The organism is Bradyrhizobium sp., assembly GCF_036735945.1.
In the GTDB taxonomy this organism is placed as follows: domain Bacteria; phylum Pseudomonadota; class Alphaproteobacteria; order Rhizobiales; family Xanthobacteraceae; genus Bradyrhizobium.
Genome location: NZ_DAINNI010000020.1, coordinates 59875 through 76761 on the forward strand (window position 1 = coordinate 59875; position 16887 = coordinate 76761).

Annotated in this window: 14 protein-coding genes; 9 read left to right on the top strand and 5 right to left on the bottom strand. The window is 64.9% G+C overall.

Annotated elements, in window-relative coordinates; all coding sequences use genetic code 11:
• Positions 1-4: 4 nt before the first annotated feature.
• The 3 genes from V7E26_RS10070 to V7E26_RS10080 all read left to right on the top strand — a co-directional run bounded on the left by V7E26_RS10070 (position 5) and on the right by V7E26_RS10080 (position 3885).
• Positions 5-2305: a TonB-dependent receptor gene (locus tag V7E26_RS10070; protein ID WP_324415298.1), complete on the top strand. Its 2301-nt coding sequence runs from the start codon at positions 5-7 to the stop codon at positions 2303-2305.
• A gap of 92 nt (positions 2306-2397) precedes the next feature.
• A complete protein-coding gene (locus tag V7E26_RS10075) occupies positions 2398-3423 on the top strand; it encodes a DUF6925 family protein (RefSeq protein ID WP_324415299.1) in 1026 nt (341 codons plus the stop codon).
• Between the two features lie 186 nt (positions 3424-3609).
• Positions 3610-3885, top strand: a complete 276-nt coding sequence (locus tag V7E26_RS10080) for a hypothetical protein (protein ID WP_324415300.1) — start codon at positions 3610-3612, stop codon at positions 3883-3885.
• Between the two features lie 29 nt (positions 3886-3914).
• Here the strand turns inward: V7E26_RS10080 and V7E26_RS10085 are convergent, their stop codons facing one another.
• Positions 3915-4157 carry a hypothetical protein gene (locus V7E26_RS10085; RefSeq protein WP_324415301.1) on the bottom strand — a complete coding sequence of 81 codons (243 nt, stop codon included), beginning with the start codon at positions 4155-4157 and terminating at the stop codon, positions 3915-3917.
• Positions 4158-4324: 167 nt separating this feature from the next.
• Here V7E26_RS10085 and V7E26_RS10090 point away from each other — a divergent pair, with 167 nt between their 5' ends.
• The 3 genes from V7E26_RS10090 to V7E26_RS10100 all read left to right on the top strand — a co-directional run bounded on the left by V7E26_RS10090 (position 4325) and on the right by V7E26_RS10100 (position 7652).
• On the top strand, positions 4325-4480 hold the full coding sequence (locus V7E26_RS10090) for a hypothetical protein (protein ID WP_324415302.1): 156 nt from the start codon (positions 4325-4327) through the stop codon (positions 4478-4480).
• 130 nt (positions 4481-4610) lie between these two features.
• The gene (locus tag V7E26_RS10095) at positions 4611-5822 is read left to right on the top strand and encodes an MFS transporter (RefSeq protein ID WP_324415304.1); all 1212 of its coding nucleotides are present in this window, start codon (positions 4611-4613) and stop codon (positions 5820-5822) included.
• Positions 5823-5909: 87 nt separating this feature from the next.
• On the top strand, positions 5910-7652 hold the full coding sequence (locus V7E26_RS10100; RefSeq protein ID WP_324415306.1) for an N-acyl-D-amino-acid deacylase family protein: 1743 nt from the start codon (positions 5910-5912) through the stop codon (positions 7650-7652).
• A 54-nt stretch (positions 7653-7706) separates the two neighbouring features.
• Here the strand turns inward: V7E26_RS10100 and V7E26_RS10105 are convergent, their stop codons facing one another.
• Together V7E26_RS10105 and V7E26_RS10110 are read right to left on the bottom strand one after the other, a co-directional pair.
• Entirely contained in the window at positions 7707-8930 is a 1224-nt protein-coding gene (locus tag V7E26_RS10105) for an IS4 family transposase (RefSeq protein WP_324415308.1), read from the bottom strand.
• A 386-nt stretch (positions 8931-9316) separates the two neighbouring features.
• Complete coding sequence (locus tag V7E26_RS10110; protein ID WP_324415310.1) at positions 9317-10591, bottom strand: MFS transporter; 1275 nt, start codon at positions 10589-10591, stop codon at positions 9317-9319.
• A 260-nt stretch (positions 10592-10851) separates the two neighbouring features.
• Here V7E26_RS10110 and V7E26_RS10115 point away from each other — a divergent pair, with 260 nt between their 5' ends.
• From V7E26_RS10115 to V7E26_RS10125, 3 genes are read left to right on the top strand one after another with little or no spacing between them, the layout of a single operon-like run.
• Complete coding sequence (locus V7E26_RS10115; RefSeq protein ID WP_324415312.1) at positions 10852-11538, top strand: ABC transporter ATP-binding protein; 687 nt, start codon at positions 10852-10854, stop codon at positions 11536-11538.
• A complete protein-coding gene (locus tag V7E26_RS10120; RefSeq protein ID WP_324415314.1) occupies positions 11535-13994 on the top strand; it encodes an ABC transporter permease in 2460 nt (819 codons plus the stop codon). The genes V7E26_RS10115 and V7E26_RS10120 overlap by 4 nt, the downstream gene beginning before the upstream one ends.
• Positions 13984-15069: a lipocalin-like domain-containing protein gene (locus V7E26_RS10125; protein ID WP_324415316.1), complete on the top strand. Its 1086-nt coding sequence runs from the start codon at positions 13984-13986 to the stop codon at positions 15067-15069. Before V7E26_RS10120 ends, V7E26_RS10125 begins: the two co-directional genes overlap by 11 nt.
• A 137-nt stretch (positions 15070-15206) precedes the next feature.
• Here the strand turns inward: V7E26_RS10125 and V7E26_RS10130 are convergent, their stop codons facing one another.
• Positions 15207-16400, bottom strand: a complete 1194-nt coding sequence (locus tag V7E26_RS10130) for an ABC transporter substrate-binding protein (RefSeq protein ID WP_324415318.1) — start codon at positions 16398-16400, stop codon at positions 15207-15209.
• 121 nt (positions 16401-16521) lie between these two features.
• Positions 16522-16887 (bottom strand): efflux RND transporter permease subunit (locus V7E26_RS10135; RefSeq protein ID WP_324415320.1); only part of this gene is annotated, 366 nt, incomplete at its 5' end.

Sequence of the window (16887 nt, forward strand, 5' to 3'; positions counted from 1 at the left end):
GTCCATGTCTTCCACCAATGCCACGCGACTGCGCCGCATCTCGCTTGCTTCCAGTTTCCTGGTGCCGATCGTGTCGCTCGGCGTTTCCGCCGCGCAGGCCCAGCAGGCGCAATCCGAGCCGTTGCCGCCGATCGAGATCACCTCGCCCACCGACCCGAACCGGACCCGCGCAAAGCCAGTCTACGATGAAGCATCGACGTCGCGCCGCGTCGTGCCGGCGGCCGCGCCGTCGACCGGCACGCGGCCCGCAGCCGGGGCCGGCTCCGACGCCGCATCGCAAAGTGCGTCGCAGGGCGCGGGCGGCAGCGGCGGCCAGCAGTTCTCCGGCATCGTCGGAACGTCGTCGACGGTGATCACCGCGGATACAATCGCGCATTCGCCGGCGCAGACCCTGCCGGAGATCATCGCGCAGGCGCCGGGCGTTCAGTTGCAGTCGTTCTATGGCGGCGTCAACGGCGCCAAGACGTCGGTCGATATCCGCGGCTTCGGCGCATTCGCCACCGCCAATACCCTGATCCTCATCAACGGCCGCCGGCTGAACGATATCGACATGGCCGGCGTCGATCTCTCGACCATTCCGCTCATCTCGATCGAGCGGATCGAAATCACCCGCGGCAACAGCGGCGCGGTACTCTACGGCGATAACGCGGTCGGCGGCGTCGTCAACATCGTCCTGAAGAACGGCGTCGGCGGCCCGCCCCTTGCCGGGCGCGTCGAGGCCGGTGTCGGCTCCTTCAACCAGCGCCTGGGCAATCTATCCGTGGCGGGGAATTCGGGGCCGTGGTCGACATCATTCTACGGCAATGCCATCAAGTCCGACGGCTACCGCGAAAACAACGCGCTCGATCAGCGCAGCGGGGTCGGCAATCTCAACTACACCACACCCGACCTCAAGGCGTTCCTGACGGTGACCGGCGACGACCAGAAGCTGGGATTCCCCGGCGGGCGCCTGGTCGATCCCTCGATCGGCCTCAACGAACTCGTCACGAACCGCAGGGGAGCCGCCACGCCGTTCGATTACGGCAACCAGCAGGGCGCCAGCGCCACGGCCGGCTTCACCAAGACGCTGTGGAACGGCGCGGAACTCATCGTCGATGGTGGGGTGCGCAAGAAGGACACGCAAAGCGGCTTCTTCGGATCGGGAGTGTTTGCTTCGCCGCTTCCGAGCTTCTCCTCCACCTACAACGACGCATCCTTGCAGACCTGGTCGATCACGCCGCGACTGAGCGTCAAGAACGTGATGTTCGGGATGCCCTCGCAAATCCTGACCGGCATCGATTACTATGATGCGACATTCAACCAGGAACGCGGCGCGTTCCAGGGCCTTCCGCCGACCCACACCTATAATCTGTCGCAGCAGTCGGTCGCCGGCTACTGGCAGCAGACCCTCGGCCTGTGGCCGACGACTGATTTTTCCTATGGCGCCCGGGTTCAGAACACCAGCCTCGGTGCCCACGATCGGTACGACGGCAGCGCGCCGGGTTGCGCCCTGTACTTCAATTGCGGCGCCGAAGCCTCCCCATTGGACAGCAACGAAACCCAGTACGCCCTGCATGCCGGCCTGGAGCATCGCTTCAACAACGTGTTTTCGGTATTCGGCCGCGCCGCACGGGCGTTCCGCACTCCGACCGTCGACGAACGCGTCGCCTCCGGCCCGGCATTCGGACCGCCACCTTTCTTCACGCCGATCCCCGGCGATTTCGCGCTGAAGACCCAGACTTCGCACGACATCGAGGGCGGCTTCCGCATCAAGAGCGGCGGCTTCCAGATGCAGACCAGCGTCTACGCCATGGACCTCGAGAACGAGATCCATTTCAATCCGGTGCTGTTCTACAACGTCAACCTCGATCCCACCCGCCGCTACGGTTCGGAGACCAGCGCCTCGCTGCGCGTCAGCGACACGCTGACACTGCGCAGCGGCGTGGCCTACACCCGCGCCGTGTTCCGCGAGGGGGCGTTCACCGGCAACGACGTGCCGCTGGTGTCGCGCTACACCGCGAGCGGCGGCGTGACCTGGAACATCTGGCAGAACTATCTGGTGTTCGACGCCACTGTGCGCGCCTGGAGCGAGCGGTTCATGGACAACGACCAAGCCAACATCCAGCGCCGCATTCCGGCGGATGCCACGGTCGATCTGAAACTGAGCGGCGCCTACGACCGCTTCTTCTGGTCGGTCGGCGTGATCAATCTGTTCAACGCGCTCTACTACGACTATGCGATCGCCAGCACCTTCACGCCCGGCCGTTTCTCGGCCTATCCGCTGCCGGGCCGCACCTTCGTGGTGAAGGCCGGAGCTACGTTCTGATCGAAATCACCGGTCCGGCCACCTGCCGGACCGGCTTGTCCTGAGCCGACGAGACGGTATTCTCCTGTACATATTGCCGGGAGAGTTTTTTCATGTCCATGCCGCGGGCGGCCATCAGTGCCGCCGCCACCGAACTTCTGCAGCGGGAAATATCCAATCCCGAGACGCAGTGGAGCCTCGGCACCTTCGGCGCCATCGGCGAGTTCTCACGCGATCCTGGCGAGCCGGTACGCCTCGTCTGCTCGACCGAGGCCTTGTCGGCCACGACGCCGCGCGGCGCCCTCGTCCTGAAGCCGCATGCCTCTGTCCGCGCCTTCGCGTCGGAAGGCCTGACCAAAACAGGATGGAATCAAAGGATCGCGCTTTGCCTGCCGAAACGGGATTGCGCCATGAACGGCCGCGTTGCGTTGACGGAGATCGGTCCCGATCGCGACGCGCCGCGGCAGGAGGATCGCGACTCCGTGCTGTTCGATCTTGGGTTCGGCGCGCTGCAGGCCGACTTCTGTATCCGGACCGGCGATCCGGATCTCGCCAGGCAGTTGCGCGCACAAACCGGCCGCGACGTCTTCGAAGCCGGCAATCCCGCCATGGGCATCATCCTCGAGGCCAATCCGCATCGTGTCTTCATGGGCCAGCTTGGCCGCGTCGAGGTCTACCAGCCGATCCCGCCGCCGTCGGGCAAGAGCCCGGAGGGCCCGCACACACATGTGCTGCCGAGGCTCTTGAGAAGCCGCCGGACCCATCCCGCCACGGAGCCGGTGCCCCAAGACCTGATCCCCTGCGCGCATCTGTATCCTCCGCATCCGGCGCGCGACGGACTGGGCGAGGCAAGGCCGTTCGACGCCGCACATCATCACGCGTTTCAGGCGATGCTGGCCGCATGCGGCGATCCCGAAACCCTGGCGATCAAGCGCCGCGCGACCGATGCGGTGCTTGCCGGCGAACCGCCTGCAACGATCGCCTCCAGCCGTCACGGCCGCATCAGCATCCGCATCGCCTTGCGGCAGTTGAAATCGCAGGGATATGCATCGACGGCGCTGGAGGCCTGGCTTGCCGATTTCGATCCGGGCGGCCCGGACGAGCCCGATGATTCAACGGAACTGCACGGGCATGATTGATTTGGAAAGAATGCGAGCTGTTTTCGATCAAAAATAACGCTTCACGCCATCAGGTCTCGTGATAAATGAAGCCGCAAAATCGCTCGACACGCGACACCGCAAGGAATGTCGAAGACGGCGCCATCCCCGAGCAGGGCCGGCAGCTTCAGCGGTAAAAACAACAAAGCAAACAGAGACTGACTTGAAATGACGAACGAAGACGAAGTTCGCTCCGCCAAGGCCGCAAGGGCCGCCGAGGAGGCCAAATCAGCGATGGCCGAGCGGGAAGCCGCCGCGAAAGCAACCCTCGACAACATGGCGAGGCTGAAGGCGTTGCGGCTCGCGCGCGAAGCAGCCGCGCCGCCGCGCGCACCGGCAGCGAAGAAGGCCCGCGCCGCCGGCAAGCCGAGGAAGTCTGCAGAGAAGACCCCGGCGCTGTCGGACTGGCTGGCGAGCCAGCAGAACGGCGGACGTCGCATCTGATCCTTTTCGGAGGCAGATGCGGCGGAACGTCACGCCGGCCCCGGCCAATCGATCATCGATCGCGTCTTGTTCTCGGCGTCGTAGACCTGCACCTGAAGCATCTGAAATTTGTTCTTCAGGGCCATGCCGGCCTCTTCGGCGGCCTCGACGGTCTCATAATGCGTCTTGAAATGACCATCGACCACCAGTGAATAGCCGGTGGTCGGCGCCTTGTCGGCGCGGATGGACTTGCGCGGCTGCGGCTCGTCCACCACAGGGCGGGGCTTCTTCATACTGGCTCCGTATGTGAACGCCCTTCGGGCTGAACGCCGCAAAAAGGGCAGGAAGAATCTTTTGACCGGCGGTAGGATGCACCCAAGCGCGGCCAGATTGCGATCATGCCGATACAACGAGTCGGCGCGGCGCGCAAACGCCGATTGCTCATCCGAAAAGGCATCCCATGGGCGGAACGGGCAGAAAGACTGAGCCTCCGAAACAGCCGGAGGATAAATCGAAGAAGCCGAAGCCGGCTCCGGTCGAGGACGATGATTACGAGGACGGCGACATCGCCACGCCGAAGCGCGACCGCTCGGGAAATGACGATGAGCCGTTGTAGCGGCAGGATGTACGACAGCCCTGCCCTGCGCCGGGGCAGCCATGCAGCGGCATTCATGGACAAATAACGGTCTGCCTATATTTTCAGCCCTCGCCCGGCCGGGCCGTTATTTACGGGAATTTGAGCTGACATGGTCGATATTCTGGCCGCACCGCAACAAGCCAAGGCGGACACGGCGCTGCGCACGCTGGCGGGGATTTCGGTCGCCCATTGGGTCAGCCATTTCCATCTGTTCGTGCTGCCGATGCTGTTTCCGTTCCTGAAAGAACGGCTCGGTGTCGGCTATATCGAGCTCGGTTTTGCGCTCACCGTGTTCGGCATCGTCTCCGGCCTGACGCAGGCGCCGATCGGCTATCTCGCCGACCACATCGGCGCGCGGAAGGTGCTGCTGGTCGGGCTCACCGTCGGTGGCCTCGCGCTGATCCTGCTGGGGCTGAATCTCAGCTACGTCTCGCTGATCGCCTGCGCCGCGTTGCTCGGCCTTGCCAACAGCGTCTATCATCCGTGCGATTACGCGATCCTGTCGACGCATATGGATGAAGCGCGGATGGGCCGCGCGTTCTCGATCCATACCTTTGCCGGCTTTCTCGGCGGCGCGGTGGCGCCCGCGATCATGGCCACGCTGGTCGCGACAGCCGGCGGACCGGGCGCGCTGATCGTGGCCGGCGCGGTCGGGCCCGCCGTGGCGCTGCTGTTGATGGCCATGAGAATTCCGGACGCGAGTTCGGCCGATCGCAAGAGCGGCGACGCGGAGGCGCAGCAACAGGGCATCCTGACGCCGGCCATCATCATGCTGACGATCTTCTTCATGCTGCTCGGCCTGTCCAATGCCGGGATCAGCAATTTCGGCGTGGTGGCGCTGATGAGCGGCTATGGCGTGACGTTTCAGGCCGCCAATATCGCGCTGACCGCCTTTCTCGGCGCCGGCGCGGCCGGCGTGCTCGCCGGCGGCTATCTCGCCGACCGCACCAGGCGCCACGGCAATGTCGCCGCCGCCTGCTTCGGCATCAACGCCGTCATCATCACGATCATTGCGACGTTCAACCTGCCGGCGGTGGTGCTGACCGCCGCGATGGGGCTGGCGGGATTCCTCGGCGGCGTGATCGCGCCCTCGCGGGACATGCTGGTCCGCAGCGCCGCCCCTCCGGGCGCCGCGGGCCGCGCTTTCGGCATCGTCTCCACCGGCTTCAATTTCAGCGGCATTCTCAGCCCGTTGCTGTTCGGCTGGATCATGGACCAGCATCTGCCGCATTGGGTATTCGGCGCCTCCGTCGCCTTCATGGTGCTGACGGTCCTGCTGGCGCTGGTGACGGACCGCAAGGCGGAACCCGCCAAGGCATAAACGGATTTCTGAGCCCCATCCCCGGCGGTTGACAGCCGCCGTTGGCGTTCGATCATGCGCCAACAAAACACAACCGGGATGGAAGCCATGACCTCGACCCCCGACCTCGTAATCCGCGGCGGTACCATTGCCGATGGCAAGGGCGGTGACCTCTTCGAAGCAGACGTTGCCATCACCGGCGGCCGCATCAGCGAAGTCGGCAAGGTGGCCGGCAAAGGCAAGGAAGAGATCGACGCCAAGGGAAAACTGGTCGCGCCAGGCTTCGTCGACGTTCATACCCATTACGACGGCCAGGTCACCTGGAGCCAGGACATCACGCCGTCCTCGCAGAACGGCGTCACCACAGCGATCATGGGCAATTGCGGCGTCGGCTTCGCGCCGTGCCGTCCGGAGGACCATTTCCGGCTGATCCAGTTGATGGAAGGCGTCGAGGACATCCCGGAGCCGGTGCTGAGTGCCGGCATTCCCTGGGCCTGGGAAAGCTTCCCGGATTACATGGACTGGCTGTCGAAGCGCAGCTTCGACATGGATATCGGTGCGCAACTGCCGCATGCGGCGCTGCGCGTCTATGTGATGGGCGAACGCGGCGCGCGACGCGATCCCGCAACGGCTGAGGACAACAGGGCGATGGCAGCGCTCGCCGGAGATGCCGTGCGATCGGGCGCGCTGGGCTTCTCGACATCGCGCACCCTCAATCACCGCACCTCGACCGGCGACTACACGCCGACCCTGAAGGCGGGCGAAGACGAATTGACCGCAATCGCCAGCGCGATGCACGGCGTCGGCCGCAGTGTCCTGCAATTCGTGCTCGACCAGAGCACCGTCCACGAAGACCTGCCGATGATGCTGCGGGTTGCGGAAAATACCCGGTGCCCGATCTCGTTTTCCGTCGCGCAGGCCGACAAGGCGCCGCGACGCTGGCGGCAGACGATGGACACCATCAACGAAGCCGCCGCCCGCGGCCTCTCGATCACGACCCAGATCGCCGCGCGTCCCGTCGGGCTGCTGCTCGGGCTGGAACTGTCGCGCAATCCGTTCCAGACCCATCCGAGCTATCGCGCGATCGCCGGGCTGCCGCTGGCCGAGCGGCTGACGCAGTTGCGCCGGCCGGAGGTGCGCGCGGCCATCCTGGCCGAGACCGCGACCGCAACCGACGACCCGCTGTTCTTCCGGCCGAACTACGACAAGATGTATCTGCTCGGTAATCCCCCGGACTACGAACAGCGGCCGGAAAACGCACTCGGCCCGCAGGCACGCCGCCAGGGCCGGCAGCCGGAAGAGCTCGCCTATGACGCCATGCTGACCGATGAGGGCCGCGGCATGCTCTACGTGCCGTTCCTGAACTATGCCGACGGCAATCTCGATGCCGTACGCGAGATGCTTCGCGAACCCAGCGCCGTGCCCGGCCTCTCCGACGGCGGCGCGCATTGCGGCATCATCTGCGACGCCAGCTTCCCGACCTATCTCTTGACGCACTGGACCCGCGACCGCAGCCGCGGCGAGAAACTGTCGATCCCGTTCGTGGTGGCGGCGCAGTCGCGCAAGACCGCGCTCTCGGTCGGCCTCTACGATCGCGGCGTAATTGCTCCGGGCTTCAAGGCCGACGTCAACGTGATCGATTACGATCACCTGCATCTGCATCCGCCGAAGGTGCATTACGACCTGCCGGTCGGCGGCCGCCGCCTGATGCAGCAGGTCGACGGCTACGATGCCACCATCGTCTCCGGCGTGGTGACGCAGCGCGACGGCAAGGCTACCGGCGCGCGCCCGGGCAGGCTGGTGCGCGGCGCGCAGGGCAGTAGGCCGCAACTCGACGCGGCGGCGAGCTGAAGGCGGCCAAGCTTCAACGCAACAGGTGTCGTCCCTGCGAACGCACTAGGGTTTCTACACATTTCCGATGGCTCTTGCAGCGACGATGGTTTGGAAGCGAGCCATTCCGTTGTGGAAGGTGATTGGTCCGGGTGGTCGATGTGAGGCATATCCGGTCCATCCGCCAAGCTTGGCGATGATCCACGCCGCCCACTCGAGAGTGTGGGGGTGATGGGGGGTTTTCTGCAGCTCGGTCCTGCCTTTCATGGTTTGGTTGATGGCGGCAAGTGCTTCGATTTCTTCCCGTGTGAAGGCGCATTCGACGGGCAATTGTTCGCCACCATTGCGGGCCTGGACGAGTTGAATGACAATGCATGCCACTTTGGTGGCGATCGCCACGAGCTTGATCAAGGCTTCCGCGCTTTCGAGCTGACTGTCCTCGACACGCAGGCCCTGGTTCTTCAGCGAGCGGAAGAGCTGTTCGATGATCCAGCGCTGCTTGTACCAAGAGACGATCCGCCAGGCATCGGCTGCATTGGCCACCGAATGAGTGGTCAAGAGCAGCCAATGAATGCGCTCAGCCCCTTTCGGAGGGTGCAACTCGACGACTTCAACGAAGCTAACTTCGACGCTCTCCGGCAGGCCCTTCACGCCGGGTCGCGCCGGCCGTTTGATAGCGACGGTTCCCAGCCGCAGCGAGAGACGGGCTCGGCGACCCTGGCGATCCATTCGCCGCGGCAAATCAATCACCGCCTTGTCGCAGAAGCGGGCTTGTTCCACGGCTTGGTAAAGCGTTCTGCCGTCGGTCAGCGCGTGATCATTCATGGCCCGCGTCAGCAGGTGGACGTTGTCGCCGGGCGTCAGCGCCCAGTGCGCAAAGAATTCTCCCTCACGGTCATTGATGACGGTGATCATGCGCGCCGCAGCCAGAACCTCGCAGCCTTGCTCGGCCGTCGTCACCCAGCGCGCCGACTCCTTGTCGGCCAACTCCCGCTGGTCATGAGGGGACTTGACCTTGCCCCTGCGTGTCCACACCTTGCCGCCGGCGAGGCCGAGGCAGGCCCCGCTGTCGGCATCGACCGCCATCATGGCGTGCAGCAACACACCGCGGGCATTGCCTTTGCCGACCTGGCCCAGTCCACGCTCACATCCCTGCCGGGTCCGAAACTTGACTTCGCTGGTATCCTGGATCGCCAGCGCATGACGCCCGCCGGCCACGGTCGCCGTCTGCCTGCTCCAGCCTTCAATCAATTGATCGGTCGTAACTTGCGGATTATTCACAAACCGCCAGTACGCCATGTACGCGGCCCAGTCACCCTGCGCCATCCGGCGCAAGCAGACACTGCGTGTGCAAAGCATAGCCTGCACGAATGCCGCCCCCTTTTATCAAGGCGGACATCGCCAAACTCGCCCAGTGTCAGATCCGGCTCTCGCTGCATCTCCGACGCTCCTTCGAATCAAAGCGTCAGAAACAGAATCATACAAACCGAAAAAGCCGCCCAACATCCTGACAGACCGAGTCAATCTGTCGCACAAGATGTGTAGAAACCCTAGTGCGAACGCAGGGACCCATACGCCGCGGCCTATCGATTCACGGAAGGTCGCGGACGCCTCGCCTTGACAAGCGACATTCGTGGTTATGGGTCCCTGCGTTCGCAGGGACGACGGATCGATTAGTCATTGCCTCACGCGAACTTCGGCTGCACCGCCGCCTGGGCCATCAGCCGCTTGCGCTCGGTGTTCGGCCAGAGCAGCAGCAACCCGAGCAGGCCTGATGACGCCATGATCACGGCGTTGATGGTGAAGCCGGTCATGTAGCCGTCGAGCGGCGCCGCTGCATTCTGGATCACGGTGCCCATCACGAACGGCGCAATCATTCCCGCCAGCGTATAGATCGCGCCATAGATCGCGATCACGGCGCCGCGTTGCCGCACCGGCGTGAATTCGCCGAGCATCGGCGGACACACCACATAGATCGAGCCGCACAGCCCCGAGCCGACCACGAGGACCGCGATCTGCAGGCCGGCGCCGCTGACATGCGGCAAGAATGCCAGAATCACCCCGCCGACGATCAGCGGTACCGAGCCGAGCACACCGCGCGCACCACGCGTGGTGTAGCCGCGCGCCAGCATCACCTGCGAAATCCAGCCCGTCAGCAGCACAATGCCGGCGCCGAACACCCAGGGCAGCACCGAGATCCAGCCGGCATCCTTCTGCGTGAAGCCGAGCCCCTTGACGATGAACGGCGTGAACCAGGTCAAGCCGAGCGATAGCGCCCAGTAGGCGCCGAAGGTAGCGGCGCAGCAGCCGATGAAAGTCCGCGACGTCAGAAGCTGGGAATAAGGAATGCGCGGATCGGTCGAGGCCGCTGCTACGCCGTGAACCAGCGGTCCTTCCTTGCCCATCACGAACCACGCTGCAGCCCACATCAGCCCGACGACGCCGAGCGCACCGAAGGCGTAGTGCCAGCTATGATTGACGATGATCCAGTTCAGCGCCGGCACGGCGAGGATCACGCCGAACGCCGAGCCCTGCGAGAGGATGGCGGTCGGCAGCGTCCGCTTCTCGTCGGGGAACCATTTGTAGATCGCGTGCGCCGCCACCGAGAACGCGGGGCCCTCGCCGGCACCAAGGATGATGCGGCAGAGCACCAGCGTCACGAAGCCGACGGTGCCGACCATCGGAAACTGCGCCACCGACCAGATCAGCGCCATCACCAGCAGCACCCAGCGGGTATCGACGCGGTTGACGATGAAGCCGACCACGATGGCCGAGATCGAGAACAGGAAGAAGAACGATGAGCCGAGGAAGCCGAACTGCTCGGGCGAGAGCTTCAGCTCGTCCATGATCGGCGCGCCGGCAAGGCCGACCACGATCTTGTCGGCAAAATTCACCAGCATGAACAGGAACAGCAGGAATGTAATCTTCCAGGCGCCTTTCGGCGTCGGTTGCGCGGTCATGGCGGTTTTCCCCGTTTATCGTTGCTGGCTCTGTCAGATCGGCCGGTTCCGATGGTACAAGCGGGGTCGCAAGCAAGGCAACCGCGATTTTGCGCAAGGCCTCGCCGCGCGACGGCCGGCGGTTACCGCAGGCGCGCGCCACAACCGGTTCACGATCACGTCGCCCGCGTGATTGAGGCCGTGATCCCGGGCGGGCGCCCTGATATGTTCGATGCATCTTTTCGGGGGATTTTCATGGTCGGATCGGTCCATCCACGCGCATGACCAAAGACAGTCCCAGTGCCACCGGCCCGGTGCTTCACGTGACCGGCCTGACCAAGAGCTACCGCACCGCCGGCGAAGATGTCGCGGTGCTGCGCGGGGTGAACCTGACGGTCGCGGCCGGCGAGAGCGTGGCGCTAACCGGCGAATCGGGCAGCGGCAAGAGCACGCTGTTGCACCTGATCGCGGGCCTCGACGCGGCGGACGCCGGCGGGATCAGGCTGGCGGATGCGGAGGTCTCGGAACTCAGCGACGCCGACCGCGCGGAAATGCGCCGCGACCGGCTAGGCCTGGTGTTTCAGCAATTCAACCTGATTCCCAGTTTGACGGTAGAGGACAACCTCGTTTTCCAGTCGCGGATCGCCGGCCGTCACGACGCCGCCTGGCATGACGAACTGGTCGAACGGCTTGGGCTGGGCCGTCTCCTCAGGCGTTATCCCGAACAATTGTCCGGCGGCCAGCAGCAGCGCGTCGCCATCGGCCGGGCGCTGGCGATCAAGCCGCTGCTGCTGCTTGCGGACGAACCGACCGGCAATCTCGACGAGGACACCGCCGACGAGGTGCTGGCGCTGGCGCGCGATCTGGTGGCGCGCAGCGGCTGCGGCTTCCTGATGGTGACCCATAGCGCAAGGCTGGCCGCCACCCTCGACCGGCAGGTCAACCTCCACGCCGGGGTGATCACGTGAAACGCGCGCTGTGGACGCTGGCCGTGCTGCTGAGCCATTGGCGGCGGCATCCGATGCAACTCGCGACTTTGCTGATCGGATTGATCTCGGCAACGGCACTGTGGAGCGGCGTGCAGGCGCTCAACCAGCAGGCACGCACTTCCTACGACCGCGCCGCCGCCACCTTCGGCGGAACGCGCACCGCGATGCTGGTCGCAAACAGCGGCGCAACCTTCCCGCAAAAACTCTTTGTCGATCTGCGACGCGCCGGCTGGCCGGTCTCGCCCGTGCTCGAAGGGCGGATCCAGATCGGCGGGCGGTCATTCCGGTTGATGGGCATCGAACCGGTGACGCTTCCCGCGGAAGTCGGCAATGCGCCGACGATCGGCAAGGCCAGCCTGCAGGCCTTCATGACGCCGCCGGGCGAAATGCTGGTGGCGCCGGAGACGCTCGCCGATCTCAAGCTCGTCGAGGGCGCGCGGCCCGAGGCCAGTGGCGCCCTGCTGCCGCGGCTTCGCGTGCAGCCCAACCTCGTACCAGGCGTGCTGGTCGTCGACATCGGCGTCGCGCAGAGCCTCCTGAAAATGCCGGATCAACTCTCGCGCCTGCTGGTCGGCAAGGCGGCCGGCAAGCGCGCGTCGCTTGAAAGCGTTGCCGGCGACCGCCTTCGCCTGATCGAGCCGGAAGCGGAGACCGATCTCGAACGCCTGACCGACAGCTTTCACCTGAATCTGACGGCGTTCGGCTTGCTGTCGTTCTTTGTCGGCCTCTTCATCGTCAATTCGGCGATCGGGCTTGCCTTCGAACAGCGGCTGCCGGTGCTGCGCACCCTGCGCGCCTGCGGCGTCTCGGCGCGGATGCTGAATGCCGTACTGGTGCTTGAGCTGGTCACGCTGGCATTGATCGCAGGACTGGTCGGGCTGGTCTGCGGCTATTTCATCGCCGGCGCGCTGCTGCCCGATGTCGTGGCCTCGCTGCGTGGCCTCTATGGCGCGCAGATTCCGGGACAACTGACGCTGAAGCCGCAATGGTGGTTCGCGGGGATCGCCATCAGCATTCTGGGCGCGCTCGCGGCGGCGGCCACCAGCCTGACCAAGGCGCTGCGGCTGCCGCTACTCGCCACCGCCCAGCCGTTCGCGTGGCAACAGGCGCAACGGCGCTGGCTGGCCTATCAGAGCGCGCTGGCGCTCGCGGCGTTCGCAGCCGCCGGCCTGTTCCTGTGGTTCGGCGATTCCCTGATATCAGGGTTTGCCGTGCTCGCCGCGCTGATGCTCGGCGCCGCGCTGATCCTGCCGATGTTTCTGGAGATCGCGCTCTCGATCGGCCAGCGCCATGCACGAGAGCCGCTCGGCATCTGGTTCTGGGCCGACAGCCGCCAGCAACTCTCCGGGCTGTCGCTGGCGCTGATGGCGCTATTGCTCGCGCTCGCGGTCAATGTCGGCGTCTCCACCATGGTCGGGAGTTTTTCCCGCACCTTCCTGGTCTGGCTCGACGGAAGGCTGGCGGCGGATGTCTATGTCAACGCCGCCAACGACGATCAGGCGCATGAGATCAAGGCGTGGCTGCGCGAACGGGGCGAGGTCGAGGCGATCCTGCCCGGCGGCCGCGCCGATACGCAACTGGCCGGCGCGCCGCTCGAGGTGCTGGGCCTGCCGGATCACACCACCTATCGCGACAACTGGCCGCTGCTGCAATCGGCCGATAATGCCTGGACCCGACTCCGCCCGGGCAACGCGGCGCTCGTCAGCGAACAACTGGCGCGGCGCATGCACCTCTCCGTCGGCGACCGCATCGACGTGCCGGCGCCGGGCGGCAACTGGCCGCTCGACGTGGTCGGCATCTATGCCGACTACGGCAACCCGAAGGGCCAGATCGCGGTGAACTTCGCCGCGCTGACGCGGCGCTTTCCGGAAATTCCGCTGACGCGCATGGGATTGCGCGTTGCGCCTGCAAACATTCCGCCGCTGATCTCGGCGCTGAAGGAAAAATTCGGTCTCGACGACCGCAACGTCGCCGACCAGGCGACCATGAAGGCGGAATCGACGCGGATATTCAATCGCACCTTTTCAGTGACGGCGGCGCTGAATGCCTTCACGCTCGGCGTCGCCGGCGTCGCGCTGCTGACGAGCCTGCTCACGCTGGCCAATTCGCGGCTGCCGCAACTGGCGCCGCTGTGGGCGATCGGCGTCACAAGGCGGCGTCTGGCGATGATCGAGCTGCTCAAGACCCTGTCGGTGGCGCTGATCACCACGATCTTCGCGCTGCCGCTTGGCCTGCTTGTCGCGTGGTGCCTGCTCGCGATCGTCAACGTCAAGGCATTCGGCTGGCGGCTGCCGTTCCACGTCTTTCCGCTGCAATTGCTGTGGCTCACCGGCGTCGCGATGGCGGCAGCGCTGGCCGCCGCGGCGCTTCCCGTCATTCGCCTGGCGCGGATGCAGCCGGCCAGCCTGATCAGGATCTTCGCCAATGAACGCTAGCGGACGCATCACCCGCCGCGGCTTCGTCGGTGGCGCGCTGCTCGCAAGCCTCGGCGACCAGGCGCTCGCGCAGGGGTTCGCGGGACTCGGCGAGAGCGCGCAAGGTTTTGCGCCGGTCGTGCCGGGCCGCAGCTTTGCATTTCCCGCCGATCACGGGCCGCACCCGGAATTCCGCATCGAGTGGTGGTACGTGACCGCCAATCTCGGCGATGCCGGCGGCAACGCCTATGGCGCGCAATGGACGCTGTTTCGACAGGCCATTGCGCCGGGCGGGCCTGTTGAAGGTTGGGCCAACCAGCAGATCTGGATGGGCCACGCCGCCGTCACCCGCGCCGACACCCATCGCGTGGCCCAGGCCTTTGCACGCGGCGGCATCGGCCAGGCCGGCGTCGCGGCGCAGCCGTTTCACGCCTGGATCGATGGATGGGAGATGCGCGGGATCGATCCGAGTGATGATGAGACCGTTGCGCCGCTCGCGCTGAAAGCTTCGGGAAGTGATTTCAGCTACGCGCTGCGCCTCGACGCGCAGCGTCCGCTGGTGCTGCAGGGCGATGGCGGCTACAGCCGCAAGTCACTGCGTGAGCAGGCCTCCTATTACTACAGCCAGCCGCATTATTCGGCGACCGGCATCCTCACCATCGATGACAAGCCGGTCGACGTCACCGGGATGGCCTGGCTCGATCGGGAGTGGAGCAGCCAGCCGCTGGCGTCGGATCAAAGCGGATGGGATTGGCTGTCGCTGCATCTTGCCACTGGTGACAAGCTGATGCTGTACCGGATGCGCCAGACCGATGGCCAGCATTACGGCTCGGGCAAATGGATCGCGCCCGACGGCAAGGCCGAGCAGCTCGCCTCCGCCGACATCGCGATGACGCCGCTTGCCGTCACCGAGATCGAAGGACGAAAGATCCCGACGACATGGCGCATCGCCATTCCCCGGATGGCGCTGGCGATCGAATGCACGCCGCTCAACGCCCGGAGCTGGATGGGCACGAGCTTTCCCTATTGGGAAGGCCCGATCCGCCTGGCCGGCAGCCATGGCGGCGTGGGCTATCTGGAAATGACGGGCTATTAGGCAGCCGGTTCGGGAGAGGATTTTTCCGTGCTGCGCGACGCCGGCGGTCATTGCGAGCGCAGCGGAGCAATCCATCTCGCGGCATAGCGGATAGATGGATTGCTTCGTCGCTTACGCTCCTCGCAATGACGTCAGGCCTATTTCACCAAGGGGCAGCCCGAATCCTTCGCGGCCGGGAACGCCTTGTCGCCGGGGACGGTGGCAAGCAGCTTGTAGTAATCCCATGGCTTCTTCGATTCCGACGGCTTCTTGACCTCGAACAGATAGAGGTCGTGCACCATGCGGCCGTTCTCCATCACCTTGCCGCCTTGCGCAAAATCATCGTCGACCGGCAGCTCCTTCAGCTTCCTGGCGACCGCTTCGGTGTCCTTGGTGCCGGCGGCCTTGACCGCCTTGAGATATTGCAGCGTCGCCGAATAGGTGCCGGCCTGGATCATGTTCGGCATGCGGCCGGTGCGCTTGAAGAAGCGTTCGCCAAGGTTGCGGCTCCTGGCGTCGCGGTCCCAGTAATAGCCTTCGGTGAGCACCAGGCCCTGCGCGGCGTCGAGACCGAGGCCGTGCACGTCAGCCAGTGTCATCAGGAGCGCGGCGAGCTTCTGGCCGCCCTTGACGATGCCGAACTCGGCCGCCTGCTTGATCGAATTATTGGTGTCGAGGCCGGCATTGGCAAGCCCGATGATCTTCGCCTTGGAGCTCTGGGCCTGCAGCAGGAAGGACGAGAAGTCCGACGCGTTCAGAGGAGTGCGGACCGAGCCCAGCACCTTGCCGCCCTTTTGCTTGACGAAATCGCTGGTGTCTTTTTCCAGCGCATAGCCGAAGGCATAGTCCACGGTCAGAAAGAACCAGGTGTCACCGCCGGCTTCGACCAGCGCACCACCAGTACCGAACGCGAGCGCGTGCGTATCGTAGGCCCAGTGGAAGCCATAGGGCTGGCAGGCATCGCCGGTCAGCCGCGAGGTCGCCGCACCCACGACGATATCGATCTTCTTCTTTTCCTTGGAAAGCTCGTGGATCGCCAGCGCGACCGAGGACGTCGTCAGCTCGGTGATCATGTCGACGTTTTCAACGTCATACCAGCGCCGGGCAATGGCGGTGGCGAGATCCGGCTTGTTCTGGTGGTCGGCGGAGATGACTTCGATCTTGTGGCCGAGCACCTCGCCGCCGAAATCCTCGACCGCCATCTTGGCCGCCTCGAACGACCACTTGCCGCCGTAATCGGCGTAGACCCCGGACTGATCGTTCAAAATACCGATCTTGACGCCCTGCGCCGACGCAGGCGCCGCAAGCAAAAGACCAACTGCCGCGACGGCGGCCAACAATCCCGACTTCATCTTCTTCTCCCGGAATTTTTTGTCAGAGGAACCTGGCAACACTAGTCAATAACCCCGCAACCGCCCATCCCTTTCGGATCAGCCAAAAGTATTGGGGTGCGATGCGGAATCGGCGCTGCGGTCACGCCGCAGCGGAACTCCTGGGTTTGCCGCCATCGGCAAGGTTGCGCACGATGACGTAGAAGATCGGCGTGAAGATCAGGCCGAACAGCGTGACGCCGAGCATGCCGAAGAACACGGCGACACCGACCGCCTGCCGCATCTCCGAGCCGGAGCCGGATGAGATCACCAGCGGCAGCACGCCGAGGATGAAGGCGAACGACGTCATCAGGATCGGCCGCAGCCGCAGCCGGCAGGCCTCGATCACCGCTTCGAGCCGCGCCTTGCCTTCCAGTTCGATGTCGCGCGCGAACTCGACGATGAGAATGGCGTTCTTGGCCGCCAGTCCCACCAGCACCACGAAGCCGATCTGGGTCAGGATGTTGAC

Bases quoted from the DNA above. Each gene is read 5' to 3' on its own strand.
- V7E26_RS10075 (WP_324415299.1), top strand. From the start codon at position 2,398: ATGTCCATGCCGCGGGCGGCCATCAGTGCCGCCGCCACCGAACTTCTG.
- V7E26_RS10070 (WP_324415298.1), top strand. From the start codon at position 5: ATGTCTTCCACCAATGCCACGCGACTGCGCCGCATCTCGCTTGCTTCC.
- V7E26_RS10100 (WP_324415306.1), top strand. From the start codon at position 5,910: ATGACCTCGACCCCCGACCTCGTAATCCGCGGCGGTACCATTGCCGAT.
- V7E26_RS10115 (WP_324415312.1), top strand. From the start codon at position 10,852: ATGACCAAAGACAGTCCCAGTGCCACCGGCCCGGTGCTTCACGTGACC.
- V7E26_RS10125 (WP_324415316.1), top strand. From the start codon at position 13,984: ATGAACGCTAGCGGACGCATCACCCGCCGCGGCTTCGTCGGTGGCGCG.
- V7E26_RS10095 (WP_324415304.1), top strand. From the start codon at position 4,611: ATGGTCGATATTCTGGCCGCACCGCAACAAGCCAAGGCGGACACGGCG.
- V7E26_RS10130 (WP_324415318.1), bottom strand. From the start codon at position 16,400: ATGAAGTCGGGATTGTTGGCCGCCGTCGCGGCAGTTGGTCTTTTGCTT.
- V7E26_RS10090 (WP_324415302.1), top strand. From the start codon at position 4,325: ATGGGCGGAACGGGCAGAAAGACTGAGCCTCCGAAACAGCCGGAGGAT.
- V7E26_RS10080 (WP_324415300.1), top strand. From the start codon at position 3,610: ATGACGAACGAAGACGAAGTTCGCTCCGCCAAGGCCGCAAGGGCCGCC.
- V7E26_RS10105 (WP_324415308.1), bottom strand. From the start codon at position 8,930: ATGGCGTACTGGCGGTTTGTGAATAATCCGCAAGTTACGACCGATCAA.
- V7E26_RS10110 (WP_324415310.1), bottom strand. From the start codon at position 10,591: ATGACCGCGCAACCGACGCCGAAAGGCGCCTGGAAGATTACATTCCTG.
- V7E26_RS10085 (WP_324415301.1), bottom strand. From the start codon at position 4,157: ATGAAGAAGCCCCGCCCTGTGGTGGACGAGCCGCAGCCGCGCAAGTCC.